The following is a 25,265-nucleotide window of genomic DNA, read 5'->3' as shown; positions in this document are numbered from 1 at the left end:
CCATGAGCGAGACTCCGGACCGGCCCGCCGCCGGCAGCGACACACCCGGCGGTGCGAGCGGCGGCAGCGGGCCCGAGTCGGCCCTCGTGGCCATCCCCACCTACAACGAGCGCGACAACCTCGAGACGACCGTGAACGCCGCGCTCGCCGGCAGCGCGCACGCCGACCTCCTCATCGTCGACGACTCCTCGCCCGACGGCACCGGCGACATCGCCGACGCCCTCGCCGCCGCCCACCCCCGCGTCCACGTCCTGCACCGCAAGGAGAAGCAGGGCCTGGGCGCGGCCTACCTCGCCGCGTTCGCCTGGGCCGCCGAGCGCGGCTACCGCATCGTCGTCGAGATGGACGCCGACGGCTCCCACGACCCCGCCGACCTGCCCCGCCTCCTCGACGCCGTGTCCGAGGGCGCCGACCTCGCCATCGGCTCGCGCTACGTCCCCGGCGGGTCGGTCCGCAACTGGCCCATGCACCGCCTCGCCCTCTCCCGCGGCGCCGGGATCTACACCCGCGCCATGCTCGGCCTGCGCGTCCAGGACGTCACCGCCGGCTACCGCGCCTACCGCCTCGACGCCCTCCAGAAACTCCGGCTCGACACCGTCAACTCCGTCGGGTACTGCTTCCAGATCGACCTCACCTGGCGCGCGGTCAAGACCGGGCTCGGCATCCGCGAGGTCCCCATCGTCTTCACCGAGCGGCGCGCCGGGGCGTCGAAGATGAACGGCGCCATCACCGTCGAGGCACTGTGGAATGTGACGCGCTGGGGTGTCGTCCACCGCACGCGCCAACTGCGCAACGCTTTTCGGCGTGGCAGAATCGAAGGGTGACCTACCAGCAGCAGCCGCCCGCGGCCCCTCAGCGGGCACCGTTCGCACTCAGGCTCGCGCTGGCGGTGTGGGTCGTCAGTGAGGCCGCCGCCTTCTTCGGCCTGGCCTACCTCATCGGCATCGGCTACACGCTGATGATCTTCATCGGCACGAGCTTCCTCGGCGTCCTCCTGGTGCAGTACGTGGGCGCCAAGTCCTTCCGGGCCGCCCGCGACTACCTCAACTCCGGCGGCGACCCGTCCCGGGAGCTGCCCAACGGATACGCCCTCGCCGGGGCCGTCTGCCTCATCGTCCCGGGCTTCGTGACCGACCTCGTCGGCCTCCTGCTGCTGTTCCCGCCGACCCGGTTCGTCTTCCGCGGCCTGGGCCGGTGGCTCGCCGCCCGCACGCCCACGATGCGCTTCGGCGGCGCCGACGTCATCGACGGCGAGGTCATCGACGAGCGGGACGCCGACGAACCGCGCAGGTACGGCCCGACCTCCTCGGGGAACGACAACGGACCCCGGTCGATCGACCAGGGTCCGTGAGCCGGTTGGGTCAGCGCTCGCCGCGGCGGGCGCGCATCTCCTGAAGCCGCTCGTCGAGAATCTCTTCGAGCTCCTCCATCGAACGCCGCTCCAGCAGCATGTCCCAGTGGGTGCGCGGCGGCTTGACCTTCTTGGTCTCGGGCTCCTCGCCGTCGACGAGCTTGGCCGTCGTGCCGTCGAGACGGCACTCCCACGTCAGCGGGATCTCCGCTTCGACCGCGAAGGGCACCTCGAAACGGTGGCCTTGCGGGCAAACGTAATCGCGCGTCTGGCGGGGAGCCAGCTCGGTGTTGCGGTCCGATTCGTAGCTGACGGCCCCGAGGCGGGAGCCCCTCAGCATTCTGTCGCCCATGTTCCCCTGCACTTCCTTTGAGCACTTGCCGTGAACAATGCCGCCGGACGGGTCAGCCCGGCCTGCGACATCCCCAGCCGATCACGCCGATTCCTGGGGTTTCGCCTTGTACAACGCCTGGACCAGCCGGATCCTTCCGGCCGCGGCGACGAGGACCCCCAAGTGTGGCCCCGCGCGCTCGCGGGCGCCCACAGACGTCCCCTTGAAGTGTGACACAACACGGGGCCCGATCCGCGCGGGCGAGCGCGTGAGATGCCGCTCCCTGCGCCGCGGCGCCCCGGCGACCTGCGAAGGCCCGCCCGCGGCGCGCGGCAAGCGCGGTCCGCGCGCATAATGCCGAGGAGGCGGGAACGGGGCGTGAGCGACGCGTGAACGCCGAACGGGTCGCATCAGGTGTGGACGGGACCAGTATGGTGTGCATCAGGCTAGACGCGTTTACAGCTCGCAAGCGTCGCCGAGAGGGAGTTCTCACATGCACGTGCTTGGAATCGACTTCGGAACCTCGAACACCGTTGCGGTTCTGCGTTCGGCCGACGGACGCGTACGCCCCCTGCTGTTCGACGGCGCTCCGATCCTGCCCTCGGCGGTCTACTACAACTCCGACGGCCGCATGCTCGTCGGCCGCGACGCCGAGCGCAACGCCCGCATGGACCCGTCCCGGTTCGAACCGAACCCGAAGCGCCGCATCGACGACGGGTCCCTGTTCCTGGGCACCTCCGAGATCCCGGTGCCACAGGTCTTCGCGTACGTCCTCCAGCAGGTCGCCCTCGAGGCCCAGCGGCAGGCCGGCCAGATGCCCGGCCAGGTCCGGCTGACCCACCCCGCGCGCTGGGGCGAGCGCCGCCGCGCCATCCTCGTCGACTCCGCGCGCCTCGCGGGCCTGCCGACGCCCCAGCTCATCCCCGAGCCGGTCGCGGCCGCCTCCTACTTCACCTCCGTGCTCGGCACCGCCGTCCCGCCCGGACGCTCCCTGGCCATCTACGACCTCGGCGGCGGCACCTTCGACGCCACGGTCGTGCGCCGCACCCAGACCGGGTTCGAGGTCCTCGCCGAAGAGGGCGTCGGCGACATCGGCGGCCTCGACTTCGACCACGGCATCGTCGAGCACCTCGGCAAGACCTACGGCGCCTCGCACCCGGCCGACTGGCAGCGGCTCCTCACCCCCTCCGACGACCGCGACCGCCGCTACCGGCGGATGCTCTACGAGGACGTCCGCGGCGCCAAGGAGACGCTCTCGCGCACCGCGAGCGCCGACATCCACCTGCCCGCGCTGGAGGTCGACGCGCACCTCACGCGCGCCGAGTTCGAGGACATCTCGCGCCCGCCCCTGGAGCGGACCGTCGACTGCCTCCAGCGGGCCATCAGCGCCGCCCGCATGAACCCGGCCGACCTCGTGGGCATCTTCCTGGTCGGCGGCTCCTCCCGCATCCCGGCGATCTCCCAGCTCATCCACTCCAAGCTGGGCGTGCCGCCGCAGACGTTCGAGCAGCCCGAGACCGTCGTGGTCGAGGGCGCCGTCCGCGCCGCCTCGGGCCCGGCCCCGAACGAGCCGCCGATGACCCGCCCGACCTCGGGCGGACCGGTCTCGCCGGCCGGGCACATGTCGGCCCCGCGCCCGCCCGTGCAGGCCCCGCCGACCCAGGCGCCGCAGATGCTGCCGCCCCAGACGAACTACCAGGCCGCGCCGTCCCAGCAGCAGGGCTACCCGCAGCAGCAGCAGCGCCAGCAGCCCGGCGGCAAGCGCCCGCTGCACCAGGAGCCGGCGGTCCTGGTCACCGGCGCCGCGGTGATCATCCTGTTCGTGGTCTTCTTCGTGATCCTGTCGACGATCATCTAGCGCGGCGCGCCCCCCGCCGCGTCGCGCACGCTGCGGGGGAGCGTCCGGGCGGGCCCCGAAGCGATCAGGAATCGAGAAGCACGCGTCGGTGGCCCGTATTAAAGTTCCCACCATGAACATCAGCATCCACGCGACCTTCCTCCCGCACGACGATCCCGAGGCCTCGCTCGCGTTCTACCGCGACGTCCTCGGCTTCGAGGTCAGGAACGACGTCGGCTACGAGGGGATGCGGTGGATCACCGTCGGCCCCGGCGACCAGCCCGGCGTCAACGTGGTGCTCTACCCGCCCGGCTCCGACCCGGGCGTCAGCGACGACGAGCGCCGCACCATCACCGAGATGATGGCCAAGGGCACCTTCGCGAGCCTCGTCCTCTCCACCGCCGACGTCGACGCGGCCTTCGAGCAGATCGCAGGCGCGAACGCCGACGTCGTCCAGGAGCCGATCGACCAGCCCTACGGCGTCCGCGACTGCGCCTTCCGCGACCCCGCGGGCAACCAGATCCGCATCCAGCAGCAGCACTGAGCACCCCAGCGGCACGGAGACACGATGAGCAAGCCTAAGCGGCACGACGCCGACACCCACGACCTCATCCGGGTGCACGGCGCTCGCGAGAACAACCTCAAGGACGTCAGCGTCGAGATCCCCAAGCGCCGCCTGACGGTGTTCACCGGGGTCTCGGGATCGGGCAAGAGCTCGCTGGTGTTCGCGACGATCGCGGCCGAGTCCCAGCGGCTCATCAACGAGACCTACAGCGCGTTCCTCCAGGGCTTCATGCCCTCGCTCGGGCGGCCCGAGGTCGACCACCTCGAAGGGCTCACCACCGCGATCATCGTCGACCAGGAGCGGATGGGCGCCAACCCCCGCTCCACCGTCGGCACCGCCACCGACGCGAACGCGATGCTGCGCATCCTCTTCTCGAGACTCGGCACGCCGCACATCGGCTCGCCGAACGCCTACTCGTTCAACGTCCCCTCGGTGAAGGCCAGCGGCGCCATCACCATCGAGAAGGGCGGCAAGACCAAGGCCGAGAAGGCCACGTTCAACCAGCTCGGCGGCATGTGCCCGCGCTGCGAGGGCATGGGCCGCGTCCAGGACTTCGACCTCGCCGCGCTCTTCGACGGCGCGTTGTCGCTCGGCGAGGGCGCGATCACCATCCCCGGCTACTCCAACGACGGCTGGTTCGGCCGCATCTTCTCCGGCTCGGGCTACTTCGACATGGACAAGCCCGTGGGCAAGTTCAACAAGCGCGAGATGCACGACCTGCTCTACCGCGAGCCCACCAAGATCAAGGTGGAGGGCATCAACCTCACCTACGAGGGCCTCATCCCCAAGATCGAGAAGTCGATGCTGTCCAAGGACGTCGAGGCCATGCAGCCCCACATCCGCGCGTTCGTCGAGCGGGCCGTGACCTTCACGTCCTGCCCCGAATGCGAGGGCACCCGCCTCGCCCCCGAGGCCCGCTCCTCCAAGATCAAGGGCAAGAACATCGCCGACGTCTGCTCGATGCAGATCTCGGACCTCGCCGACTGGGTCCGCGACCTCGACGAGCCCTCCGTCGCCCCGCTCCTGGCCGGACTCCAGCACCTCCTGGACTCCTTCGCCGACATCGGCCTGGGCTACCTCTCGCTCGACCGGCCCGCCGGCACCCTCTCCGGCGGCGAGGCCCAGCGCACCAAGATGATCCGCCACCTCGGCTCCTCCCTCACCGACGTCACCTACGTCTTCGACGAACCCACGATCGGCCTGCACCCGCACGACATCGAACGGATGAACGACCTCCTGCTGCGCCTGCGCGACAAGGGCAACACGGTCCTGGTGGTCGAACACAAGCCCGAGGCCATCGCCATCGCCGACCACGTGGTCGACCTCGGCCCCGGCGCGGGCACCGCCGGCGGGACCGTCTGCTACGAAGGCGACCTCGCCGGGCTGCGCGCCAGCGACACCGTCACCGGCCGCCACCTCGACGACCGCGCCGCCATCAAGGAGACCGTGCGCAAGCCCACCGGGCGGCTCGAGATCCGCGGCGCCGCGGAGAACAACCTCCAGAACGTCGACGTCGACGTCCCCCTGGGCGTCCTCACCGTCGTCACCGGCGTGGCCGGCTCCGGCAAGAGCTCCCTCATCCACGGGTCCGTCGCCGGCGGCGACGGCGTCGTCTCCATCGACCAGGGCGCGATCCGCGGCTCCCGGCGCTCCAACCCGGCGACCTACACCGGCCTGCTCGACCCGATCCGCAAGGCCTTCGCCAAGGCCAACGGCGTCAAGCCCGCCCTGTTCAGCGCCAACTCCGAAGGCGCCTGCCCGACCTGCAAGGGCGCGGGCGTCATCTACACCGACCTGGGCGTCATGGCGACCGTCGAGTCCACCTGCGAGGAATGCGAGGGGAAGCGGTTCCAGGCCGCGGTCCTCGAATACACCCTCGGCGGACGCAACATCGCCGAAGTCCTCGCGATGCCGGTCGACGAGGCCGAGCGGTTCTTCTCAGCAGGGGACTCCCGCGTCCCGGCCGCCCACAAGATCCTCGACCGCCTCACCGACGTCGGACTCGGCTACATCACCCTCGGCCAGCCGCTCACCACCCTCTCCGGCGGCGAGCGCCAGCGGCTCAAGCTGGCCGTGCACATGGGCGAGAACGGCGGGACCTACGTCCTCGACGAGCCGACCACCGGCCTCCACCTCGCCGACGTCGAACAGCTCCTCGCGCTCCTCGACCGGCTCGTGGACTCCGGCAAGTCCGTCATCGTCATCGAGCACCACCAGGCGGTCATGGCGCACGCCGACTGGATCATCGACCTCGGCCCCGGCGCCGGCCACGACGGCGGCAGGATCGTCTTCGAGGGCACGCCCGCCGACCTCGTGTCCTCCCGCGCCACCCTCACCGGCGAGCACCTCGCCGACTACGTGGGCGCCTGACCTGTGCCGAGCGCCGGCGGCGAGGGCCCTCACGAGTCCGCACCGCCGGCGCTCGCCGCGCCCCCGTCCGCCGGAGGTATGCCATGATGGCGACTATGACCAGCGATCCCGTCGAGACCCAGCGCCTGCGCGACCTCGCGCTGCTGCGCCGCGTCCGCGACCGGATCGACCGCGAGTACGCCCAGCCGCTCGACGTCGAGGCGCTGGCGCGCGGCGTGCACCTGTCGGCCGGGCACCTTAGCCGCGAGTTCAAGCGCGCCTACGGCGAATCGCCGTACTCGTACCTGATGACGCGGCGCATCGAGCGCGCGATGTCGCTGCTGCGGCGCGGCGACCTGAGCGTCACCGAGGTCTGCTTCACCGTCGGCTGCCAGTCCCTGGGGACCTTCAGCACGCGCTTCACCGAGCTGGTCGGCGTGCCGCCGAGCGTCTACCGGGCCGACGCGCAGACGACCGCGGGCGTGCCCACCGTGGTGACCAAGTACGCGATCCGCCCGGTCCGCCGGAAGCCGACCCCGGCCGCCTGACCGCTCAGTCCCCGGGGACCACCCGCTCCACGAGCGCGGTGATGAGCGGGTCGACGGTCTCGGGCCCGAGGAAGTCCGGGAGCGTCAACCGCTCGACGATGAGCCCGGCCAGCGCGAGGTAGAGCAGCGTCATCGCCTGCTCGTCGCCGGGCAACCCGGCCTTGCGGTGGAGGTCGAGGTCCTTCTGGAAGTGGCCGCGGATCTGCCCGGTGAGCACCTCGCGCAGCTCGGGCCTGCGGGTCGACTCCAGGCGCAGCTCCAGCACGGCGAGATAGCCGGACGGGTAGGCGGTGATCCGCTCGACCATGGCGTGCATCGCCCTGTCGACGCTCTCGCGGGTGCGGGGGAGGTCCGCGGGCATCGGGGCCGTGTTCGGGTCGAGCTTCTCGAAGACGCGCTCGCCGGCCTGCACCAGGAGGGCGTCGCGGCTGGCGAAGTAGTTCGAGGCGGTGCCGATCGGCACGCCCGCCTGCTGGTCGACGGCGCGGAAGGTCAGTCCGCGCGCGCCTTGGGCCGCGAGCACTTCGATGGCGGCGTCGATCAGGGCCGTCCGGCGTTCAGGGTTCTGGCGCATCTCCCGCACTTCCTCGTTGACACCACTGCGAGTGTAGTGGTAAGTTCAAACCACTTCAATCATAGTACTTCAAACAGAGTAAGTCTCTGAAAGGCCGGTCCCGTGCAACTCCTCCAACTGCTCGCCCTCCTCGCCTCCCTCATCAGCGCCGGCATGATGGCCGGGCTCTTCACCGGGTTCTCCTACGCGGTCATGCCCGGCATCAAGATCCTCGACGACAAGGCCTGGGTCGCGACGATGCAGCAGATCAACAAGGTCATCATCAACGGCTGGTTCATGCCCGCGTTCCTGGGCTCGGTGCTCTTCACCGCCGCCGCCACCGCGCTGACCTGGGCCTCGTCGAACCGCGCGGCCCTGCCGTGGGCCGTCGTCGCGCTGGCGCTCGCCCTGGTCATGTTCATCGGCACCATGGCGGTCAACGTGCCGCTCAACGACCGACTCGCCGACGCGGGCGACCCGGACGCGATCGTGGACATCGCCGCCCTGCGCGAGCGCGTCGAGGCCAAGTGGATCGCCTGGAACACCGTCCGCGGCGTGGCCTCGCTCGGTTCGCTCCTGGCCCTCGGATGGGCCCTGTTCGTCCACGGCCGCGCCGCGGGGTGAGGCGACCGACCGGATCGGCTCCCGGCGCGGAACCTATTCGGCCACATACGATCGCGATTGCAGCTCGAACAGCTCGGCATAGGCGCCGCCCGCCGCGAGGAGGGCGGCGTGGCCGTCCAGTTCGGTGAGGCGGCCCTCCTCCAGGACCGCGATCTGGTCGGCGTGCACCACCCCTTGCAGGCGGTGCGAGATGATGACCGTCGTCGCCCGGCCCGAGCGGCCCCGCAAGGTCGCGAACAGGGCCGCCTCCGCCTTCGCGTCCAGGGCCGCCGACGGCTCGTCGCAGATGAGCAGGCCGCCCTCGTCGCGGTACAGGCCCCTGGCCGAGGCGAGGCGCTGCCACTGGCCGCCGCTGAGGTCGGTGCCCTCCTTGAACATCCGGTCGAGCAGCTGCCGGTAGCCGTTGTCGAAGCCGGTGATCATTTCGTGCGCGCCGGCGGCCTTCGCGGCCGATTCGATCCGGTCGCGGTCGACCGGTGCCGAGGCCCGCCCGAGCCGGATCGCGATCTCCGCGGTGAACGGCCACCGCATGACCTGCTGGGACACCATCGAGATGTGGGTGCGCCACAGCGCGGGGTCGACCTCGCCGATGTCGACGCCGTCCCACAGGATGCGGCCCGACGTGGGCCGGTACAGGCCCGCCAGCAGGTGCGCGAGGGTGGACTTCCCCGATCCGTTCTCGCCCACCAGCGCCGTGGTCTCGCCCCTGCGGACCGTCAGGCACACGTCGGTGAGGGCGTCGACGTCCTTGCCCGGGTAGCGGAACGAGACGCCCTCGACTTCGATCGTCTCGGGCGCTGGGAGCGCCGCGGTCCGCGCCTCGACCGGCGCGGGGGCCGTCAGGTGCGGCTGGTCGGCGATGCGCTCCTTCGCCATCTCCAGGAACTCGGCATGGTCGGAGACGTACAGCCCGTCGTCGTACGTCTGGTTCACGGCCACGAGCAGGTTCGCCATCGCGCCGCTGCCCTGCTGGAGCGCCACGACCGCCGCCGCGGCGATCCCCAGCGGGACCACGCCCTCGATGAGCATCCACAGCAGGACCGCGTACACGCCGGCGACGGCCACTCCCGAAGCGGTCTGGCCGACGGCCCTGGTGAGGGTCTGGCGGCGGATCACCTCGAAGTCGGCGCGGGTCTCGGCGTCGACCATCGCCGCGTGCTGGCCGCGCAGCCACGGGGCCGCCTCGTGCAGCCGCAGGTCGGCGGCCGAGTACCGGTCGGCCATGTGCATCTCCAGCATCCACAGGCGCCGCCGCCGCGACACCCGGGACCGGTTCGAGACGTACTGGAGCCGCGCCGACCGGACCGCCGCCCAGCCGGTCGGGAGCGCGGCGGCGAACAGCAGCGGCAGCAGCGCCGGGTGGATCACCGCGAGCGCCGCACCGACCGCGATGACGGTGACCAGGCCGGTCACCAGGTCCACGACGTCGGTCACGAGCATGACGACCGAGCGCATGCCGCGGTTGCGGGAGGCCTCGATGCGGTCGGCGAACGCGTCGTCGTCGAACGCCGACCGCGGGACCTGCGTCGTGAGCCGGAAGAATTCGGCCTCGGTCCTGTTGTGCACCAGCGGTTCCAGCCGCTGCTGCGCCCAACCCGCGACGAGGCCCAGGCCCGACCGCGTTCCGGCCGCGACCGCCAGGACGAGCAGCGCGGGCCCGGCGTCGACCACGCGGTCCCAGGTGGCGCCCGGGGCGAACAGGGCCATGGTCACGTCGGTGACCGCCAGGAGCGCGGTCGTGGTGGCGACGCCCGCGACCACGTTGAGCGCCAAGGCGGTCACCGTCATCGCCGGGGCCGCCGCCCACGCGACGCGGAACGCCTGGCCCATCAGGCCCGGCAGCCGCCTCGCCATCCGCCAGAACGAGGCGTTCTCGGCCTGCTCGGCGTGCGAGTACCACGCCAGGTCCTCCAGTTCGGGCAGCTCCTCCCGCTTCAGCCGCCCGCTCGTGCTCCGCTGCCGTGGTATGAACGCCCGCAATCGCCGCAAGTACCGCCGCATCCGCCCGCCTTCCGCTCCGGTCGTTCCCGCGGCATCATCGCAGGGAGGACCGACATGCCGCCACCGCTAAAACGCGGCGGCGCCGGCGGGGCTACCCCTGGAGGTAGTCCTGCGCGTCGTCGAGGTGCCCCTGCATCTTCTCCTGCCAGGCGACGATGTCGGTCTCCAGCGGCTGGTAGGCCTCGACCAGTATCGCGGCCCAGCCCTGCACGATCGCCTCGCGCAGTCCGCTCTCCCGGCCGCAGGCCGCGAAGTCGACCGCCATGGCGCGTTCGAGCTCCAGCACGCCCATGAAGTCTCCCGGGATCTCCTCAGGCGCCTCTGGGACTTCGAGCCCCTCCTCGCCGTACTGCTCGAAGTAGGCCGGGTCGTACATCGACCCGAAGTACTCCCACAGCGGCGGATAGAAGCTGTCGCCGAGTTCCCAGCCCTCGTAGCCGCTGTCGATGAGGCAGGTCTCGAAGGCCACGTCCTCGCCGTCGAGGCGCGCCAGCAGATTTCCGTAGTCCTCGAAGTCCTCGATCTCGGCTACGGGACTCGGCTCGTGCGTGGCCGTGTACGACTCGTCGTCCTCCTCCACGCCGTCGCCGTCGCTGTCGCCCTCGCCTCCGATGTCCACGGTGTAAGGCTCGCCGTAGATGGTCTCGACCATCTCCAGTTCGCAGCCGCCCATGGGCGCCGCGAAATCGGGCTCAGGGCCCTTCACATCGCTGGGGATCGCGGGCGACCCGGTGTAGGCCTCGATCCATTCCGACTGGTACTCCTCGCCTTCGGCGTCCCATTCGCTCTCGTCGGGCGCCTCGTAGTCCCCCTCGGGCATGTTGAAGGCCGCCCGCGCCTCGGGCGTGAGCAGCTCTTCGGCCAGCTCCTCGTTTCCGGGATTCCCGACGAACTCGGTCCAGACCCCGAACCCCCACTCCTCGGCGGCCTCCGGGGTCGGCACGGCCCGGACGGGCGCGTCGGTGAGAAAGCCCGCCGTCCCATAGGAGCTGAAGTCCGTCTCCTGGAAGACGGCGGGGTCGTGGACCTGGAACCCGGCGTCCTCCATGCAGCGCTTGGCGACCCGCAGCTCGATCGTGAGCAGCTCGTCCTCGATGGCCCAGCTCTCGTTGAGGATCTGGTAGAGCCGCTCCGCCTCGGCCACGGCGTCCGAGCCGGGCTCGGACGCCGCGCCGCCCTCCTCGGCGGCCCCGCCGCTGCAGGCGCCGGCCGCGAACACCGCGGAGATCGCCGCGACCGCGGCCGCGCCGCGCACTCGCCTAGTCCTGTATCGCACGCTCTGTGCCTCTTTCCGTCGTCCGGTGGTCGATGCGCTTGATACGTGCGCCGCGGACGAGCCGTTGTCAAAGCCGCGCCGGCAGTCGACGCCGGTGGGGCTCGTCACGGCCCCGCACGGGGAATAGGACCCGCCGAGGCATGGTTGAGGTAGATGCAAACGCATGAACTTTGAGCCGCCGCGGCGGGGAGAGCAGGAAATCCGATGCAGTTCGGGATCTTCTCAGTCAGTGACATCACGCGCGACCCCGTCTCGGGGAAGACCCCGAGCGAGGCCGAGCGGATCGACGCGATCCTCAAGATCGCCGTCAAGGCCGAAGAGGTCGGCCTGGACGCCTTCGCGATCGGCGAGCACCACAACCCGCCGTTCTTCTCCTCCTCCCCGACCACGCTGCTGGCCCACATCGCCGCCCTCACCGAGCGGCTCGTGCTCACCACCGCGACCACCCTCATCACCACCAACGACCCGGTGCGCATCGCCGAGGAGTACGCGATGCTCCAGCACCTCTCCAAGGGCCGCATGGACCTCATGCTCGGGCGCGGCAACACCGCGCCGGTCTACCCGTGGTTCGGCCAGGACATCCGCCAGGGCCTGGCGATCGCACTGGAGAACTACAACCTCCTGCACCGCCTGTGGCGCGAGGACGTCGTGGACTGGGAGGGCCAGTTCCGCACCGCGCTCCAGGGCTTCACCTCCACGCCCCGGCCGCTGGACGACGTGCCCCCGTTCGTGTGGCACGGCTCGATCCGCACGCCCGAGATCGCCGAGCAGGCCGCCTTCTACGGCAACGGGTTCTTCGCCAACCACATCTTCTGGCCCACCTCGCACTCCAAGCGCCTCATCGACTTCTACCGCCAGCGCTTCGAGCACTACGGGCACGGCACGAAGAAGCAGGCCATCGTCGGCGTCGGCGGCCAGGCCTACATCGCCAAGCGCTCGCAGGACGCGGTCAAGGAGTTCCGCCCCTACTTCGACGAGGCCCCCGTCTACGGCCACGGCCCGACCCTGGAGGAGTTCACCAAGGGCACCCCGCTCACCGTCGGCAGCCCGCAGGAGGTCATCGACAAGACCCTGACCTTCCACGACGCGTTCGGCGACTACCAGCGCCAGATGTTCCTCGTCGACCACGCGGGCATGCCGCTGAACATGGTCCTCGACCAGCTCGAACTGCTCGGCGGCGAAGTCGTCCCGGTGCTGCGCAAGGAGCTCGCCTCCCGGCGCGACCCCGAGTCGGCCGACGCCCCGACGCACGCCGGGCGCGTGGCGGCCAAGTACGGCGACGGCCCGGCCCGCCAACCGCGCCCGAACGCCAACCGCGGCGACAACGTCACGGGCGCCTCGCCCTACCAGGACAGCGACGCCTCCGCCGAGTACCCGGGCCTGGGCTAGCCATGACCCGCAGCAGGAGCCGCCGGGCGAACGAGGCGTGGGAGTCGCTGCTCACCGCGCACGCGTCGCTCATGAAGCGGTTCAACGCCGAACCGATCTGGGGCGAGGTGTCCATGCGCGAGTACGACGTGCTCTACACCCTGTCCAAACACGACGGTCCGATGCGGCTCTACGAACTCGGCCGGGGCGTGCTGCTCAGCCAGCCCGCCCTGTCGCGGCTCGTGGAGCGCCTCGCCGATCGGGGCCTGGTCGAGCGCGCCGCCGACCCGGCCGACGGGCGCGGCGTCCGGCTCGCGCTCACCGCGGCCGGGCGCGAGCAGCAGCGCCGCGTCGGCGGACGCCACGCCGTGGACGTCGCCCGCGCCGTCACCGCCGCCCTCACCGACGAGGAGATGCGCCAGCTCGAGGCCATCGGCCGCAAGCTCGCCGCGCAGGGCGAACCGTTTCCGCCCGCCCAGCCCCACCCGAACCGACAGGAGGCCACCCTGTGAACGACCAGCAGACTTCCGGCGCCGAGCCGTTCCGGCTCGTCGTCGTCAGCGGCGGCACCAGCGACCCGTCCTCGACGCGGATGCTCGCCGACCGCATCGCGAACCGCATCGGCGCCCGCGCCGAGGAGCGCGGCGAATCGGTGCGCACCGACGTCGTCGACCTGCGCTCCCTCGCCACCGAGATCACGACCGCCATCGTCTCGCAGCTCATGGGCCCCAAGATGACCCGCGCGATCGAACTGCTCGGCCGCGCCGACGCCGTGGTCGCCAGCGCCCCGGTCTACAAGGCCGCCCCCAGCGGCCTGTTCAGCTCGTTCTTCCACGTCCTCGACAACGACCTGCTCATCGCCAAGCCGGTGGTGCTGGCCGCGACCGCCGGGACCGCGCGGCACGCGCTGGTGGTGGACGAGCAGATGCGCTCGCTGTTCGCCTACCTGCGCACGATGACCGTGCCGACCTCGGTCTTCGCCGCGAGCGAGGACTGGAACTCGCGCGAGCTGGGGGAGCGGATCGACCGCGCCGCGATCGAGGCCCTGCTGCTCATGGAGTCCGGCTTCGCCGAGCAGGTCCGCAGCGAGTCGTGGAACCACTACCAGCACGAGTTCGGCAGCGCCGGAGGCACGGAGCTCGAGGTCGACCTGAGCACCGACCTGATGCGCCTGGCCACCGGCGGCTCGGCCCTGCCGCGCCAGCAGCGGGACTGACCGAATCCGGGCGAAGCGGCCGCGATCCCCCGGATCGCGGCCGCTTTCCGTGCGGGACCGGCGGCGGACCCCGGCGGCCGCCGCGCGGAGGTACCGTTGAGCGACAGGCGAACGAGGGAGGTCCCGTTGAGCGACCGTGATTTCATCAGCACCGGCGAGTTCGTCGTCTACCCGAACGAGGGCCCCGTCGAGGTCATCGAGACCGCCTTGATCGTTCCCGGCGACGACGATGCGGCGCCCGGCGAATCCGCGGAGCCCGGGCCCGAACGCATCTCACTGACCTGGAACGGGACCGACGACGACCCCGGCGAGTGAGCGCCGTTGCGCTGCGGGCCTTAGAATCGGCTGATGGCGACGGTGTCGGTCAACAGGGTCCGGATCGGCTACGACGAGGCCGGAGACGGGCCCGTCGTGGTCTTCGTCCACGGCGGCCTGCTCGACCGCCGCTCGTGGGACCACCAGTTCGCCGACCTCGCGAGCGACCACCGCGTCGTCCGCTACGACCACCGCGAGTACGGCGAATCCGAAAGCGGCACAGGCGATTTCGCCTACCACGAGGACCTGCTCGCGTTCATGGACGCGCTGCGGATCGAACGGGCGACCCTCGTGGGGAACTCGATGGGCGGCGGCCACGCCGTACAGGCGGCGCTGGTCGCACCGGACCGCGTCGAACGCCTGGTGCTGGTGGCCTCCGGCCTCGACGGGCACGCCTGGCCGCAGACCTTCGTGGAGCAGGCGATCGCCCGCGTCCGGAACTCGGTTCCCGACGAGCGGCGCGAGCGCTACCGCGTCGGGAACGGTACCGGCGTCCCCGAATTCGAGGCCGATCTCGCCGCCTACGTCGAAGCCCACCTCCGCTGGATGATCGCCGGGCCCGACCGCACCGAACACGATCTGCCCGAAGGGGTCTGGGTCCGGGCGAAGGACATGTTCCGCGGCTACGTGCGGCGCCGCTGGACCGAGCCGGGCCCGACCGAGCGGGAGCCGGCGGTCGCGACCGAGGACCTCCTCCAGGCGGTCCGCGCGCCCGCCCTCGTGGTCAACGGCCTCGCCGACGTGCCCGAACTCCAGGTGATCTCGGACCTGCTCACCGACCCCGCGTCCGGCATTCCCGGCGCGCGGCGCCTCGACCTGCCCGACACCGCGCACGCCCCGCAGATGGAGCGTCCCGCCGAGGTCACGGCCGCGATCCGGGCCTTCCTCAAGACGACGGCTTTGTAGGCGGGGACGCGGCGGCCCCGAGGCCGCCGCGCCGTCGTCACTTCGCCCGGTACGCCTCGATCGCCGCGGCCGTCTCCTCGGTGACCAGGTCCGCGTTGATCTGCGCCCCCGCCATCGCGCCCGCCGCCGCGGCGTTGCCGACCTGAGCCGCCAGGTCGGTCACGTTGCCCGCCGCCCACACGCCCTCGACGTCCGTGCGGCCGAAGGGGTCCGCATTGAGGTGCACGCCCATGCCGGACGCGTGCTCCACCGGGGTCAGTCCCAGGTCCTCCAGGAATCCGGCCCGGGCCTCCATCCGGGAGCCCGCCGCGAGCACCGCGCGCTCCACGAGCTCGCCGCTCGCGAGCCGCACGCCCGCGATGCGGTCGCCCTCGACCTCGACCCGCTCGATCACGCCGTCGACGATCCGGACGCCGCGCGCCTCCAGCTTCTCCAGCTCTTCGGCGCTCGGACGCGGCTGGTCGTGCGTGAACAGCACCAGGTCCGCGGTCCACTGCCGGAACAGCAGCGCCCCGTGCACCGACATCGGGCCCGTCGCCACGACGCCGATCGCCTGGTCGCGGACCTCCCAGCCGTGGCAGTACGGGCAGTGCACGACGTCCTTGCCCCAGCGCTCGCGCAGGCCCTCGATCTCGGGCAGCCGGTCCACCAGGCCGGTGGTCACGAGCAGCCTGCGGGCGGCGACCTCGCGCCCGTCCCCGATCGAGACGGTGAAGCCCTCCTCCGAGCGCTTCGCGCCGCCGACGGTTCCCGAGACGACGTGCCCGCCGTACTGGCGCACCTCCGCCCGCCCGAGTTCCAGCAGCTCAGAGGGCGGCATGCCCTCGCGGCCGAGCAGGCCGTGGACGCCCGCGGCGGGGGCGTTGCGCGGCTCGCCCGCGTCGATCACCGCGACGGAGCGCCGGGCCCGGGCGAGCATGAGCGCGCCGTTCAAACCGGCCGCGCCGCCGCCGATCACTACGACGTCGTATCGGTCCTTCAGTTCATCGGTCATATCGGTTACCTCCGCGTCGACCGTAGAACGAGGCCCGCGAAACTGGCAAACTTTCTTGCCGATATGGCAAAATATGACCATGGACGAGGACACGGACCAGACGCTCGACACGGTCGGGCCGCGGCTGCGGGCGCTGCGCAAGGAGCGGGACGCGACGCTCGCCGACCTCTCGGCCCGCACCGGGATCTCGGTGAGCACGCTCTCGCGCCTGGAGTCGGGCGCGCGCAAACCGACCCTGGAACTCCTGCTGCCGCTGGCGAAGGCCCACGGCGTGACCCTCGACGACCTCGTCGGCGCCCCGCCCACCGGCGACCCCCGCATCCACATGCGCCCGGTCACCCGCCACGGCATGATCCACCTGCCGCTCACCCGCCACCCCGGCGGCGTCCAGGCGTACAAGCTCATCATCCCGGCCGGCCCCCGGCAGGAGCCGAACCCGCAGACCCACGAGGGCTACGAGTGGATGTACGTCCTCAACGGACGGCTGCGGGTCGTCCTGGGGGAGCACGACTTCGTCATGAAGCCCGGCGAGGCCGCCGAGTTCGACACCCGCACGCCCCACTGGTTCGGGCGCGCGGGCGACGAGCCGGTCGAATTCCTCAGCCTCTTCGGCAGCCAGGGCGAACGGGCCCACTTGCGCGCCAAGCCCAAAGGCCGGAACTCATGACCCGTTCGCCGGTACCTCAGGCGAAGGCGCTCACTCCGGTGAGCTCGGCCGAATAGGCCCACAGCCGCTCGGCCTCGGCCGCGTCGACCGCGTACGCCCTGACGCCCGGCCCCTCGGCGGACACCTCGGCGATCTCGCAGTCCTCCAGGTAGACCCCGCCGAGCCCGTCGAGCTGCGGCGACGTGGCCGCCCAGGTCTGCGTGGCCGCGCCCTGCTCGGTGTTCTTGAAGTAGTCCGGCGGGTTGCCGTCCTCGTCCATCCAGCCCATCTCCCGCTGCTCGGCCTCGGGGATGTGGCGTTGCAGCGGGGTGAGGATCGCCCCGGGGTGCAGCGCGAACGCCCGCAGCCCGGAGGACTGCCCGAGCCGGTCGAGTTCGACGGCGAAGAGCACGTTCGCCGTCTTCGACTGGCCGTAAGCGAGCCAGCGGTCGTAGCCCTGCTCGAAGTGCGGGTCGTCCCAGCGGATCGGGGAGTTGCCGTGCCCGCCGGAGGAGACCGAGACGACGCGGGCGCCGTCGAGGACGGGCCGCAGGCGGTTGACCAGCGCGAAGTGGCCGAGGTGGTTGGTCGCGAACTGGAGCTCCCAGCCCGGGCCGGTGCGCGTCTCCGGGCAGGCCATGACCCCGGCGCTGTTGACGAGGACGTCGATGTGCTCGCCGGTGGCGAGCCAGCGGTCGGCGAAGGCGCGCACGCTGTCGAGGTCGGACAGGTCGAGGTCGTCCGCTTCGGCGCCGTCGATGCCGGCGAGGTTCGCGGCGGCCAGTTCGGGCCGCCGCGCCGGGACGACGACGCGGGCGCCCGCTCGCGCGAGGGCGCGCGTCGTCTCGAGGCCGATGCCCGAGTAGCCGCCCGTCACGACGGCCGTGCGTCCCTTGAGGTCGATGCCCTCGACGACTTCGGTTGCGGTGGAACGGGCGTTGAAGCCCGAGTTGATCGGGTGCTGGAGTTCGCTCATGACCCGAGGCTAGGACTTGGAGTGCACTCCAGGTCAAGTCTTCGTCCGAAGCGGTCCCGACTCGGTCGGGCCCGTGCCTCAGTCGAGGAAGCCGAGGACGTGCGCGAGGCCGCGCTCGCCGGTCCGGGCCTCGCCGGGGAGGATGTAGGCGCGCAGGCCGCAGGCGGCGCCGCCGCCGTCCTTGGCCGGGTTGTCGCCGACCATGAGGGTGCGGCGCGGGTCGACGCCGAGCTCGTCGCACGCGGCGCGGAACAGGACGGGGTCGGGCTTCTCGGTCCCGTACTGGTAGGAGACGACGCGCACGTCGATGAGGTCGGCGAGGCCGAAGTGCTCCATGTGGACGCCGACGTCCCAGGGGAAGTCGGAGACGATCCCGGTCTTGATCCCGCGGCGGCGCAGTTCGCGCAGGAGCGGCTCGGTGTCGGGGTAGGGCACCCACGCGTCGGGGGCCGCGATGAGGTCGTACGCGGCGCCCTCGGCGCCCTGGAGGTAGTCGACGTGGCGGAACCACTCGAACAGGGCGGTCCGGTGCTTCTCGGCCGACTCGTCGCGCCCGATCTGGGCCTGGGCGACCTCGGGGATGCGGTAGGCCTCGCCGAGCTGCTCGGCGGTCTTCTCCAGGAGTTCGCCGTCGAGCGGGCGGCCGGTGGCCGATTCGACGCGGCGCAGCCAGGTGGCGACGTCGATGAGCTTGAAGATGGTGTTGCTGAAGTCGAACAGGACCGCTTCGACCGGCGGGACCGGCTCGGCCTGCTCGGCCTCGGTCGGCCGGTAGGCGACGGTGGAGTCGAACAGGCTGTAGATCACGGCGGCCCTCTCGTTCAGCGGCTTGCGGTGGCGCCCCGCGGCGCCGCCGCAACCCTAACGTGACCCGTGTGAACAGGCGAGGAATACGGTCCGACCTCACAGCCGACGCGGCGTGAACGCCGCGGCCCGGCGGCCCGGACAGCGGTGCCCGACGGCCGCGACCCGTACACGACGCTCCACATCCAGTGCCGCAACGAGCACCGGTGACGGCCCTGTTCAGGCCGCGAGACGTCGACCGAGCCGGCCGAGTCCGGCGCTCACGGCATCGACGATCGTGCCGTCGTCGACGAGGAAGAGCCGGGCGGCGACGCCGCCGGAGAGGAACAGCACCGAGAGCAGCACGAAGCTCAGGCCTTCGGCGGCACTCGGATCGCCGAAGTCCGGGTCGACCCGGCCGAGCGGGTCGAAGACCACGATCCGGACCTCGCTCAGCTCCAGCTGCTCGTCGCGGTCGGTGTCGATCGACACCGGCTCCTGGCCGCGGCACAGGAGGTCGTGGGCGGTCATCGGCTCCTCCTCGCCGTCGATCGTCTTGACGAAGTCGTGCTTCGCGGTGACCACGCACTCGGTGTCGACGCCGTGGTGCACGAGGGCGAATCGCTCGAACGCCGGTACGAGCACGATGGCACCGACGATGATCGCGACGGGGAAGACGACGGCGGCCTTCCAGAGTCGACGCGACCGGCCGAGGAAGCACATCGCGATCGAGCCGATGACGGACACGGCCAAGGCGGCGACGGCGGCGAGGACGATGACGCCCGCCCATGCGGGCAGCGGGTCCCAGAAGTAGACGAGGCCGAAAACGGCCGCCGTAGCGGTCCCCGCGACGGCGGGAGGGAGGATCGAGAGGGCGGCCTCGCGGCGGAGGTCGAAGGGGGCGGCATCCGGTCTGCGGCGACGCTTGGTGTTGCGGGGCATAGGGGTTTCCGGTCTCAAGTCGTGCGGGCACCACGACGGCGGCTCGGGGAGGGACCCGGCCGTCGTCGGCGGAGTATGAGTTTAGACCGGAACCGGCCGGGTCGGTGTTCCCGTGGTCAGGCCGCGCGGCGGTTCCAAGGCAGGAACGCCAGCACCCGTGCCATGGCGCAGGTGTTCGACACGGCCGCGAAGACCAGGCCCGCGCCGATCAATGCGCCGAGCCACTTCAGCGGCTCCCACGCGAGGCTCAGCGCCACGAAGGCGATGACGAGGCTTCCCGCCGCCAACCGGACCTGGCGTTCCATGCCCCAGACCCTGCGCCCGGAGGACTCGACCGGGGCACCGGCCTGCTTCCAGGCGGTCAGGCCCCCTTCGAGGATGTGGACCGGCACGCCGCTCCCCTCGCCGAGGAGGTCCTTGGCCTGACCGGCGCGCACTCCGGAGGCGCACACCAGGACCACCGGGCTCCCGGCCTCGGCGAGCGCGCCCTGGGCGGCCCCGACCACGGACAGCGGGATGTTGCGCGAGCCCGCGACGCGCTCGGTCGCGAACTCGCCGGGCGTGCGGACGTCGACCAGGATCGCCTGGTGCTCCTCGACCAGCTGCCTGGCGGCCTCAGGGTCGACATAGGACTTCGATGCGACGGACATGATGACTCCTCAATGGATCTCTCGGGCGGTGGCGTCGGCGGCGGGGATCCCGCGAGCTGATCGGGAACCCCGCCGCCGACCGTCTATGGCGGTGACGCTTCGCGTCCCATGGCGCTACGCCTCGAAGGCGCCGCTGAAGGCGTCGTCGAACTGGTCGGCCGCGTCGAGTTCGCCGATGATGCCGAGCGCGGTGTACACGTCGACCTGGTCCTGCTGCTCGGCGATGACCTCCTCGGTGACCGGGCCGAGGGTGACGGGCGCGCGGTTCTCGGTGGTCTCGATGAGCCCGGTGTCCAGGCCGGTGAGCCCGGCGTAGATCTCGGACCATTCGCCGACGTTGTCGTAGCGCCACTGCTGGGCCCGGGCGTAGCGGTCGACGAAGTCGGTGAGCGCGTCGGTGTAGGCCTCGTCGTCGATGACGGCGGTGCGCGCCGACAGGAGGCTGTTGCCGGGGATGAATCCGGCGCCGGTGGCGATGAGCTCGGCGCCGGCGGCCTCGGCCTGGGTCCAGTAGATGCCGAGGGTCGCGACGGCGTCGACCTCCCCGTTGGTGAGCGCCGTGTTCGCGTCCACCACCGGCAGGTTGACCGGTTCGATGTCCTCGAGTGTGAGGCCGACCGATTCGAGGGCCTTGACCACGTGGTACTGCGTGATGGTGCCCTCCTGGAAGGACACCTTGCGGCCCTGGAGGTCCTCGACGGACGCGATGCCGGTGCCCGGCCCGGCGAGGATCGCGTTGCCCGAGGCCTCGGGGTCGGTCACCGTGGCGACGGCGATCGCCTTGAGGCCCACGCCGTTCGAGGCCGCGAAGATCAGCGGTGTGTCGGCGGTGAAGCCGACGTCCACGGCGTCGGCCCCCGCGGCCTCGATGTACTCGGGTCCGGCGTTGACGAACTGCTTCCATTCGATCGCGTAAGGCAGGTCCCGGTCGAGCCCGGCCGCCTTGAACAGCTCCTGGGTGACCGGGGCGGCGCCGAGCTCGCCGACCCGCAGGGTCGCCGAGCCTGCCGCGGCGCCGTCGCCGGTGCAGGCGGCCAGGCCGAGCGCGGCGAGCGGGGCGGCGGCGGTGACGCCGAGAAGGGTTCTGCGGGTGGTCATGTCGGTCGTGCCTTTCGGATCGGAGTGCAGGGTCAGTCGGCGGCCAGTTCGGCCTCGCGCTGGATCTCGCGGATCTCCTCGGGGCCGAACGCGAGCGGCCCCGGGGTGTAGGTGACGGCGGTCAGCTCGCCGTTGAACGGGAACAGGCCGCGGCGTTCGCGCAGGTCCCACAGGACCGGGCCGCGGGCGTCGCGGCCGATCGAGATGCCCGTCCACGGCGCCATGCCGACGAGCTGGAAGCGCCCGGGCAGCTCCGCGACGGGTGCGAGCGACGCGGCGTCGGCGCCGACCGAGACGGTGAAGTCCCAGCGCAGCCGCGGTGTCGCGGCGGCGTGGAGCCGGACCAGGCGCGTCCCGGCCGGGAGGTCGCCCGCGATCGTCGCGGGCCGTCCGAACTGGTTGAATCCGAAGTGGACCTGTCCGTCCTCGACGTAGAGGACGTAGCCGCCCTGGGGATCGCCGTGGGCCACCAGCACGCCGTCGCCGCCGTCGCCGGCCAGTTCCGCGTCCACGGTGAAGGACCGGTACTGGACGAGCTGCGCGGAGCGGTACCGCTCCAGGACCGGCGTGCCCGGCAGGATGCGGACCGGGCGCGACAGCCGCGCCTCGGAGGGCCGCCGCCTCGCGCCGAAGCCGTTCTGGAGCGGGAAGACCGTGTTGCGCCAGGCCGCCTCCTCCCACGCCGCGGCCAGTTCCTTCGCGGTCTCGGGGAACCGCGCCGCCACGTCGTGCAGCTCGGTCGGGTCCGTGCTCGTGTCGTACAGCTGCCACTCGCCGTCGGTGAACGGCGTCCCCGGCCGGTGGAGGGTGACGAGCTTCCAACCGTCCTTGTAGTAGCCGCGGTGGCCGCCGAACTCGGCGTACTGCTCGGTGTGCGGGCTCGCGAGGTCCTTCTTGCGCAGCACCTCCGCGAGGCTCACGCCGTCGCGCTCCTGGGCCTCGCGGCCGCCGCGGACCGCGGGCGCCTCGAGCCCGGCGAGGTCGAGCAGGGTCGCGAACACGTCGGTGACGTAGCCGTACTGGTGCCGCACCCCGTCGTCGTCCTCGTCGCGCCCGAGCCCGGCGGGCCAGGACACGAGGAACGGCACGCGCACCCCGCCCGCGAACGTCTGACCCTTGTAGAACCGGAACGGCGTGTTCGACGCCTGGCCCCAGCCTCTCGGGTAGTGCGTGCCGAGCCGCTCGGAGCCGATGAGCGCGGGGTCGTGGGCGACGTCGCGGTCCCAGTCGGAGGGCACGGGGTGGTGCACGAACTGCGAGAAGTAGGTCCGGGTCCCGACCGGCCCGCCCTCGGCGGTCCCGCCGTTGTCCGAAGTGAACACCACGATCGTGTCATCCAGTTCCCCCAGGGCCTCGACGGTGTCGAGGAGGCGCCCGATCGACTGGTCGACGTTGTCGACCATCGCCGCGTACACCTCCATGTAGCGGGCGTACCGGTCCTGCTCCTCCGCACTGAGCGAGTCCCATTCGGGGGCGTCGAACCCGGGCTCGGTGTTGCGCGGCGCGGCCTCGGTCCCCTCCGGGAAGATCCCCTCGGCCAGCTGCTTCGCGAAGCGCGCCTTGCGGACCGCGTCCCAGCCGTGCCCGTACTTTCCGCGGTACTTGGCGATGTCCTCGGCCTTGGCCTGGTGCGGGCCGTGCATCGCCACGTGCGCGAAGTACAGGAAGAACGGCTTGTCGCCGTCGTGCGCGCGCAGCGCCTTGATGTAGGAGACCGCCTGATCGGTGAGGTCGTCGGTCAGGTAGTACCCGTCCGGATACTCCTCCACTGTGGAGGCGTCGTTGTCGACGGTGATCTGGTTGGGGTGGAAGAACGAGTTCAGGCCCTCCAGGGACCCGTAGTAGCGGTCGAAGCCGCGCTGGAGCGGCCACGAGTCGCGGGTGCGCCCCGGCGCCAGGTTCGAATCGCGCGCCAGGTGCCATTTGCCGACCGCGTACGTCGCGTACCCGTTGGCGCGCAGCGCCTCCGGAAGGCTCAGCACGTCGTCGGCCAGCTCCAGGCGCAGCCCCGGGTAGCCCGGGTCCGAGTTCGCCACCGACCCGTACCCGGCCCGGTGCGGATTGAGCCCGGTCAGCAGCGCCGCGCGGGCGGGGGAGCAGACCGGCGTCGTGTGGTAGTTCGACAGCCGCACGCCCGTGGCGGCGAGGCGGTCCAGGTTCGGCGTGTCGATCTCGGACCCGAACGGCCCGATGTCGCTGTAGCCCATGTCGTCCAGCAGCACCACGATGATGTTCGGCGCCCCTGGGTTCGAGTGCTCGTCGGGCCACCACGGCGTCGACTCCGCGGAGGTGCGTCCGACGACGCCCTCGAAGCCCTCGTAACCGCGGGCGTGCTCGGGAATGCTCATGCTCTTGTGCCTGCCTTCGTCATCGTTCGGATTCGCCGACGCCCAGCTCGCCCAGGAGCCGGTCGCGCAGGTCCGCGAACTCCGGGGAGCGGCGCGGACGCTGCTCGGGCAGCTCGACGCGCGCGTCGAGCGAGATGCGGCCCTCGGTGAGCACCAGCACCCGGTCGGCCAGCACGATCGCCTCCTCGACGTCGTGCGTGACCAGCAGGACCGAGGGCCGGTGCACCGCGGTGAGCTTGCGCAGCAGCGCGTGCATCTTCAAGCGGGTCAAGGCGTCCAGGGCCCCGAACGGCTCGTCGAGCAGCAGCAGCTCCGGTTCGCGCACCAGCGCCCTCGCCAGCGCGGCCCGCTGGCCCTCGCCGCCCGAGAGCGTGTGCGGCCAGGCCTTCGCCTTGTCCGCCAGCCCGACCTCGTCCAAGGTCTCCAGGCCCTTCGCCCGGGCGGCCCTGCCGCGCTGGCCGAGCAGGACGTTGTCCAGGACCCGCTTCCACGGCAGCAGCCGCGCGTCCTGGAAGGCCACGGCGCGCCGCCGCGGGACGGCGGCCTCGCCGTCGAAGTCGGTGTCGAGCCCGGCGAGGACCCGCAGGAGCGTCGACTTGCCCGAGCCGGAGCGGCCCAGCAGCGCGACGAACTCGCCGGGGGCGATGCCGAGGTCCACACCCCGGAGCACGTGCTGCGCCCCGAAGGACTTGTCGAGTCCCCTGACCGCCACCGCGGTCGGGACCTCCAGGTCTACTGCGCTGCGAAGGTCCGTCGCCACGGCAGGACCCTCCCTTCGACGAGGCGGACGATCCGGTCCGAGACGAGGCCCAGGAGCCCGTAGACGACCAGGCCGACGACGATGACGTCGGTCTGCGCGAAGCTGCGGGCCTGGGTCATGAGGTAGCCGATGCCGCTGGTGGCGTTGATCTGCTCGGAGACGACCAGGACCAGCCAGGAGATGGCGGTGGCGAAGCGCAGGCCGGTGAAGAATCCCGGCAGGGCTCCGGGCAGGATCACCTTGCGCACCAAGGCGAAGCGGCCGAGCTCGACCGTGCGCGCCAGCTCCGCGAACCGCGGGTCCAGGCCCCGGATCGCGGCGTGCGTGTTCACGTACACCGGGAACGCGGTCGCGAAGACCACCAGGAAGACCTTCACCTCCTCGCCGATGCCGAACCACACGATCGCCAGGGGCACCAGGGCGAGCGCGGGAATGGCGCGGAGGATCTGCATGGGGCCGTCGATGAAGTCCTCGCCGAGGCGGAAGAGTCCGGCGACGACGGCCAGCACCGCGCCGAGCGTCACGCCGAGGGCGAGGCCGGTGGCGGCCCGGCCGAGGGACACCAGCAGGTGCTCCTGGAGGCGCCCGGCCTCGATGAGGTCGGCGCCGGCCGCGATCACCGTGGACGGCGCCGCGAGGGTCTGCTCCGGGACGAGCCCGGTCGCCGAGCCGATCTGCCACAGCGCGAGCAGGGCCACCGGTCCGATGAGGATGCGGAGCCGGTCGAGTCGCAGCCGCGCCGCGACCGCTCGAAAGTCTATCTGTCCTATGTTCTTAATAGGAATACTGGTCATGTGATGCCCCATGGGATTCGGGTGGGGATCCCCG

Annotated in this window: 26 protein-coding genes; 13 read left to right on the top strand and 13 right to left on the bottom strand. The window is 71.5% G+C overall.

The window, feature by feature from the left end; all coding sequences use genetic code 11:
• Positions 1-2 precede the first annotated feature (2 nt).
• Both BLQ63_RS03480 and BLQ63_RS03475 read left to right on the top strand, forming a co-directional pair.
• Positions 3-824 carry a polyprenol monophosphomannose synthase gene (locus BLQ63_RS03480; protein WP_091028378.1) on the top strand — a complete coding sequence of 274 codons (822 nt, stop codon included), beginning with the start codon at positions 3-5 and terminating at the stop codon, positions 822-824.
• Positions 821-1,351, top strand: a complete 531-nt coding sequence (locus tag BLQ63_RS03475; protein ID WP_177154764.1) for an FxsA family protein — start codon at positions 821-823, stop codon at positions 1,349-1,351. Before BLQ63_RS03480 ends, BLQ63_RS03475 begins: the two co-directional genes overlap by 4 nt.
• A 10-nt stretch (positions 1,352-1,361) precedes the next feature.
• On the opposite strand, the gene BLQ63_RS03470 is transcribed toward BLQ63_RS03475, so the two are convergent.
• Positions 1,362-1,703 (bottom strand): RNA polymerase-binding protein RbpA, encoded by a 342-nt coding sequence (locus tag BLQ63_RS03470; protein WP_091028371.1) that lies wholly within the window; start codon positions 1,701-1,703, stop codon positions 1,362-1,364.
• Between the two features lie 472 nt (positions 1,704-2,175).
• Here BLQ63_RS03470 and BLQ63_RS03465 point away from each other — a divergent pair, with 472 nt between their 5' ends.
• The 4 genes from BLQ63_RS03465 to BLQ63_RS03450 all read left to right on the top strand — a co-directional run bounded on the left by BLQ63_RS03465 (position 2,176) and on the right by BLQ63_RS03450 (position 6,981).
• Positions 2,176-3,540: an Hsp70 family protein gene (locus BLQ63_RS03465; RefSeq protein ID WP_091028366.1), complete on the top strand. Its 1,365-nt coding sequence runs from the start codon at positions 2,176-2,178 to the stop codon at positions 3,538-3,540.
• Between the two features lie 112 nt (positions 3,541-3,652).
• Complete coding sequence (locus BLQ63_RS03460) at positions 3,653-4,063, top strand: VOC family protein (protein WP_091028362.1); 411 nt, start codon at positions 3,653-3,655, stop codon at positions 4,061-4,063.
• A 24-nt stretch (positions 4,064-4,087) separates the two neighbouring features.
• Positions 4,088-6,454, top strand: a complete 2,367-nt coding sequence (locus BLQ63_RS03455; RefSeq protein ID WP_091028358.1) for an excinuclease ABC subunit UvrA — start codon at positions 4,088-4,090, stop codon at positions 6,452-6,454.
• 95 nt (positions 6,455-6,549) lie between these two features.
• Positions 6,550-6,981, top strand: a complete 432-nt coding sequence (locus BLQ63_RS03450) for a helix-turn-helix transcriptional regulator (protein ID WP_091028355.1) — start codon at positions 6,550-6,552, stop codon at positions 6,979-6,981.
• A 4-nt stretch (positions 6,982-6,985) separates the two neighbouring features.
• On the opposite strand, the gene BLQ63_RS03445 is transcribed toward BLQ63_RS03450, so the two are convergent.
• Positions 6,986-7,555: a TetR/AcrR family transcriptional regulator gene (locus BLQ63_RS03445; RefSeq protein WP_091028352.1), complete on the bottom strand. Its 570-nt coding sequence runs from the start codon at positions 7,553-7,555 to the stop codon at positions 6,986-6,988.
• Positions 7,556-7,657: 102 nt separating this feature from the next.
• Here BLQ63_RS03445 and BLQ63_RS03440 point away from each other — a divergent pair, with 102 nt between their 5' ends.
• Entirely contained in the window at positions 7,658-8,158 is a 501-nt protein-coding gene (locus tag BLQ63_RS03440) for an anthrone oxygenase family protein (protein ID WP_091028348.1), read from the top strand.
• A 33-nt stretch (positions 8,159-8,191) separates the two neighbouring features.
• Here BLQ63_RS03440 and BLQ63_RS03435 read toward each other — a convergent pair whose 3' ends face one another.
• Positions 8,192-10,159: an ATP-binding cassette domain-containing protein gene (locus BLQ63_RS03435; RefSeq protein WP_091028344.1), complete on the bottom strand. Its 1,968-nt coding sequence runs from the start codon at positions 10,157-10,159 to the stop codon at positions 8,192-8,194.
• Between the two features lie 91 nt (positions 10,160-10,250).
• The gene (locus tag BLQ63_RS28225) at positions 10,251-11,435 is read right to left on the bottom strand and encodes a hypothetical protein (protein ID WP_177154763.1); all 1,185 of its coding nucleotides are present in this window, start codon (positions 11,433-11,435) and stop codon (positions 10,251-10,253) included.
• 204 nt (positions 11,436-11,639) lie between these two features.
• Between BLQ63_RS28225 and BLQ63_RS03425 the strand changes: the two genes are divergently transcribed.
• From BLQ63_RS03425 to BLQ63_RS03405, 5 genes are all read left to right on the top strand, one after another.
• Positions 11,640-12,824: an LLM class flavin-dependent oxidoreductase gene (locus tag BLQ63_RS03425; protein WP_091028337.1), complete on the top strand. Its 1,185-nt coding sequence runs from the start codon at positions 11,640-11,642 to the stop codon at positions 12,822-12,824.
• Positions 12,825-12,826: 2 nt separating this feature from the next.
• Positions 12,827-13,315 carry a MarR family winged helix-turn-helix transcriptional regulator gene (locus tag BLQ63_RS03420; protein WP_091028333.1) on the top strand — a complete coding sequence of 163 codons (489 nt, stop codon included), beginning with the start codon at positions 12,827-12,829 and terminating at the stop codon, positions 13,313-13,315.
• The gene (locus tag BLQ63_RS03415) at positions 13,312-14,019 is read left to right on the top strand and encodes a CE1759 family FMN reductase (RefSeq protein ID WP_091028329.1); all 708 of its coding nucleotides are present in this window, start codon (positions 13,312-13,314) and stop codon (positions 14,017-14,019) included. Before BLQ63_RS03420 ends, BLQ63_RS03415 begins: the two co-directional genes overlap by 4 nt.
• 126 nt (positions 14,020-14,145) lie before the next feature.
• Positions 14,146-14,334 (top strand): hypothetical protein, encoded by a 189-nt coding sequence (locus BLQ63_RS03410; protein ID WP_091028326.1) that lies wholly within the window; start codon positions 14,146-14,148, stop codon positions 14,332-14,334.
• Positions 14,335-14,367: 33 nt separating this feature from the next.
• Positions 14,368-15,240, top strand: coding sequence for an alpha/beta fold hydrolase (locus tag BLQ63_RS03405; protein WP_091028323.1), 873 nt, complete (start codon positions 14,368-14,370; stop codon positions 15,238-15,240).
• A gap of 37 nt (positions 15,241-15,277) precedes the next feature.
• Here BLQ63_RS03405 and BLQ63_RS03400 read toward each other — a convergent pair whose 3' ends face one another.
• Positions 15,278-16,234: an NAD(P)/FAD-dependent oxidoreductase gene (locus BLQ63_RS03400; protein ID WP_091028319.1), complete on the bottom strand. Its 957-nt coding sequence runs from the start codon at positions 16,232-16,234 to the stop codon at positions 15,278-15,280.
• Positions 16,235-16,313: 79 nt separating this feature from the next.
• Here BLQ63_RS03400 and BLQ63_RS03395 point away from each other — a divergent pair, with 79 nt between their 5' ends.
• The gene (locus BLQ63_RS03395) at positions 16,314-16,901 is read left to right on the top strand and encodes a helix-turn-helix domain-containing protein (RefSeq protein WP_091028688.1); all 588 of its coding nucleotides are present in this window, start codon (positions 16,314-16,316) and stop codon (positions 16,899-16,901) included.
• 16 nt (positions 16,902-16,917) lie between these two features.
• Here BLQ63_RS03395 and BLQ63_RS03390 read toward each other — a convergent pair whose 3' ends face one another.
• The 8 genes from BLQ63_RS03390 to BLQ63_RS03355 form a co-directional block, all read right to left on the bottom strand.
• On the bottom strand, positions 16,918-17,856 hold the full coding sequence (locus BLQ63_RS03390; protein WP_091028316.1) for an SDR family NAD(P)-dependent oxidoreductase: 939 nt from the start codon (positions 17,854-17,856) through the stop codon (positions 16,918-16,920).
• Positions 17,857-17,934: 78 nt separating this feature from the next.
• On the bottom strand, positions 17,935-18,663 hold the full coding sequence (locus BLQ63_RS03385; RefSeq protein WP_091028313.1) for an HAD family hydrolase: 729 nt from the start codon (positions 18,661-18,663) through the stop codon (positions 17,935-17,937).
• A gap of 216 nt (positions 18,664-18,879) precedes the next feature.
• Positions 18,880-19,581 (bottom strand): hypothetical protein, encoded by a 702-nt coding sequence (locus BLQ63_RS03380; RefSeq protein WP_091028309.1) that lies wholly within the window; start codon positions 19,579-19,581, stop codon positions 18,880-18,882.
• Positions 19,582-19,697: 116 nt separating this feature from the next.
• Positions 19,698-20,231: a rhodanese-like domain-containing protein gene (locus BLQ63_RS03375; protein ID WP_091028306.1), complete on the bottom strand. Its 534-nt coding sequence runs from the start codon at positions 20,229-20,231 to the stop codon at positions 19,698-19,700.
• A 114-nt stretch (positions 20,232-20,345) separates the two neighbouring features.
• Positions 20,346-21,329: an ABC transporter substrate-binding protein gene (locus BLQ63_RS03370; protein WP_091028303.1), complete on the bottom strand. Its 984-nt coding sequence runs from the start codon at positions 21,327-21,329 to the stop codon at positions 20,346-20,348.
• A gap of 32 nt (positions 21,330-21,361) precedes the next feature.
• Positions 21,362-23,677, bottom strand: coding sequence for an arylsulfatase (locus BLQ63_RS03365; protein ID WP_091028299.1), 2,316 nt, complete (start codon positions 23,675-23,677; stop codon positions 21,362-21,364).
• A gap of 19 nt (positions 23,678-23,696) precedes the next feature.
• Positions 23,697-24,437, bottom strand: a complete 741-nt coding sequence (locus tag BLQ63_RS03360; protein ID WP_091028296.1) for an ABC transporter ATP-binding protein — start codon at positions 24,435-24,437, stop codon at positions 23,697-23,699.
• Positions 24,410-25,231 (bottom strand): ABC transporter permease, encoded by an 822-nt coding sequence (locus BLQ63_RS03355; protein WP_218125032.1) that lies wholly within the window; start codon positions 25,229-25,231, stop codon positions 24,410-24,412. The genes BLQ63_RS03360 and BLQ63_RS03355 overlap by 28 nt, the downstream gene beginning before the upstream one ends.
• Between the last annotated feature and the right edge of the window lie 34 nt (positions 25,232-25,265).

The sequence above is a fragment of the Glycomyces harbinensis genome (genome assembly GCF_900101745.1).
Taxonomy (GTDB): domain Bacteria; phylum Actinomycetota; class Actinomycetes; order Mycobacteriales; family Micromonosporaceae; genus Glycomyces; species Glycomyces harbinensis.
Note: the sequence above shows the minus strand (reverse complement) of the source record. Positions and strands in the feature narration are given on the sequence as shown.

What these genes read in the sequence shown, in the direction of transcription:
- BLQ63_RS03480 (WP_091028378.1), top strand. Translation starts at nt 3, where the DNA reads ATGAGCGAGACTCCGGACCGGCCCGCCGCCGGCAGCGACACACCCGGC.
- BLQ63_RS03470 (WP_091028371.1), bottom strand. Translation starts at nt 1,703, where the DNA reads ATGGGCGACAGAATGCTGAGGGGCTCCCGCCTCGGGGCCGTCAGCTAC.
- BLQ63_RS03465 (WP_091028366.1), top strand. Translation starts at nt 2,176, where the DNA reads ATGCACGTGCTTGGAATCGACTTCGGAACCTCGAACACCGTTGCGGTT.
- BLQ63_RS03460 (WP_091028362.1), top strand. Translation starts at nt 3,653, where the DNA reads ATGAACATCAGCATCCACGCGACCTTCCTCCCGCACGACGATCCCGAG.
- BLQ63_RS03455 (WP_091028358.1), top strand. Translation starts at nt 4,088, where the DNA reads ATGAGCAAGCCTAAGCGGCACGACGCCGACACCCACGACCTCATCCGG.
- BLQ63_RS03450 (WP_091028355.1), top strand. Translation starts at nt 6,550, where the DNA reads ATGACCAGCGATCCCGTCGAGACCCAGCGCCTGCGCGACCTCGCGCTG.
- BLQ63_RS03445 (WP_091028352.1), bottom strand. Translation starts at nt 7,555, where the DNA reads ATGCGCCAGAACCCTGAACGCCGGACGGCCCTGATCGACGCCGCCATC.
- BLQ63_RS03435 (WP_091028344.1), bottom strand. Translation starts at nt 10,159, where the DNA reads ATGCGGCGGTACTTGCGGCGATTGCGGGCGTTCATACCACGGCAGCGG.
- BLQ63_RS03425 (WP_091028337.1), top strand. Translation starts at nt 11,640, where the DNA reads ATGCAGTTCGGGATCTTCTCAGTCAGTGACATCACGCGCGACCCCGTC.
- BLQ63_RS03420 (WP_091028333.1), top strand. Translation starts at nt 12,827, where the DNA reads ATGACCCGCAGCAGGAGCCGCCGGGCGAACGAGGCGTGGGAGTCGCTG.
- BLQ63_RS03405 (WP_091028323.1), top strand. Translation starts at nt 14,368, where the DNA reads ATGGCGACGGTGTCGGTCAACAGGGTCCGGATCGGCTACGACGAGGCC.
- BLQ63_RS03400 (WP_091028319.1), bottom strand. Translation starts at nt 16,234, where the DNA reads ATGACCGATGAACTGAAGGACCGATACGACGTCGTAGTGATCGGCGGC.
- BLQ63_RS03395 (WP_091028688.1), top strand. Translation starts at nt 16,314, where the DNA reads ATGGACGAGGACACGGACCAGACGCTCGACACGGTCGGGCCGCGGCTG.
- BLQ63_RS03390 (WP_091028316.1), bottom strand. Translation starts at nt 17,856, where the DNA reads ATGAGCGAACTCCAGCACCCGATCAACTCGGGCTTCAACGCCCGTTCC.
- BLQ63_RS03380 (WP_091028309.1), bottom strand. Translation starts at nt 19,581, where the DNA reads ATGCCCCGCAACACCAAGCGTCGCCGCAGACCGGATGCCGCCCCCTTC.
- BLQ63_RS03375 (WP_091028306.1), bottom strand. Translation starts at nt 20,231, where the DNA reads ATGTCCGTCGCATCGAAGTCCTATGTCGACCCTGAGGCCGCCAGGCAG.
- BLQ63_RS03370 (WP_091028303.1), bottom strand. Translation starts at nt 21,329, where the DNA reads ATGACCACCCGCAGAACCCTTCTCGGCGTCACCGCCGCCGCCCCGCTC.
- BLQ63_RS03365 (WP_091028299.1), bottom strand. Translation starts at nt 23,677, where the DNA reads ATGAGCATTCCCGAGCACGCCCGCGGTTACGAGGGCTTCGAGGGCGTC.
- BLQ63_RS03355 (WP_218125032.1), bottom strand. Translation starts at nt 25,231, where the DNA reads ATGACCAGTATTCCTATTAAGAACATAGGACAGATAGACTTTCGAGCG.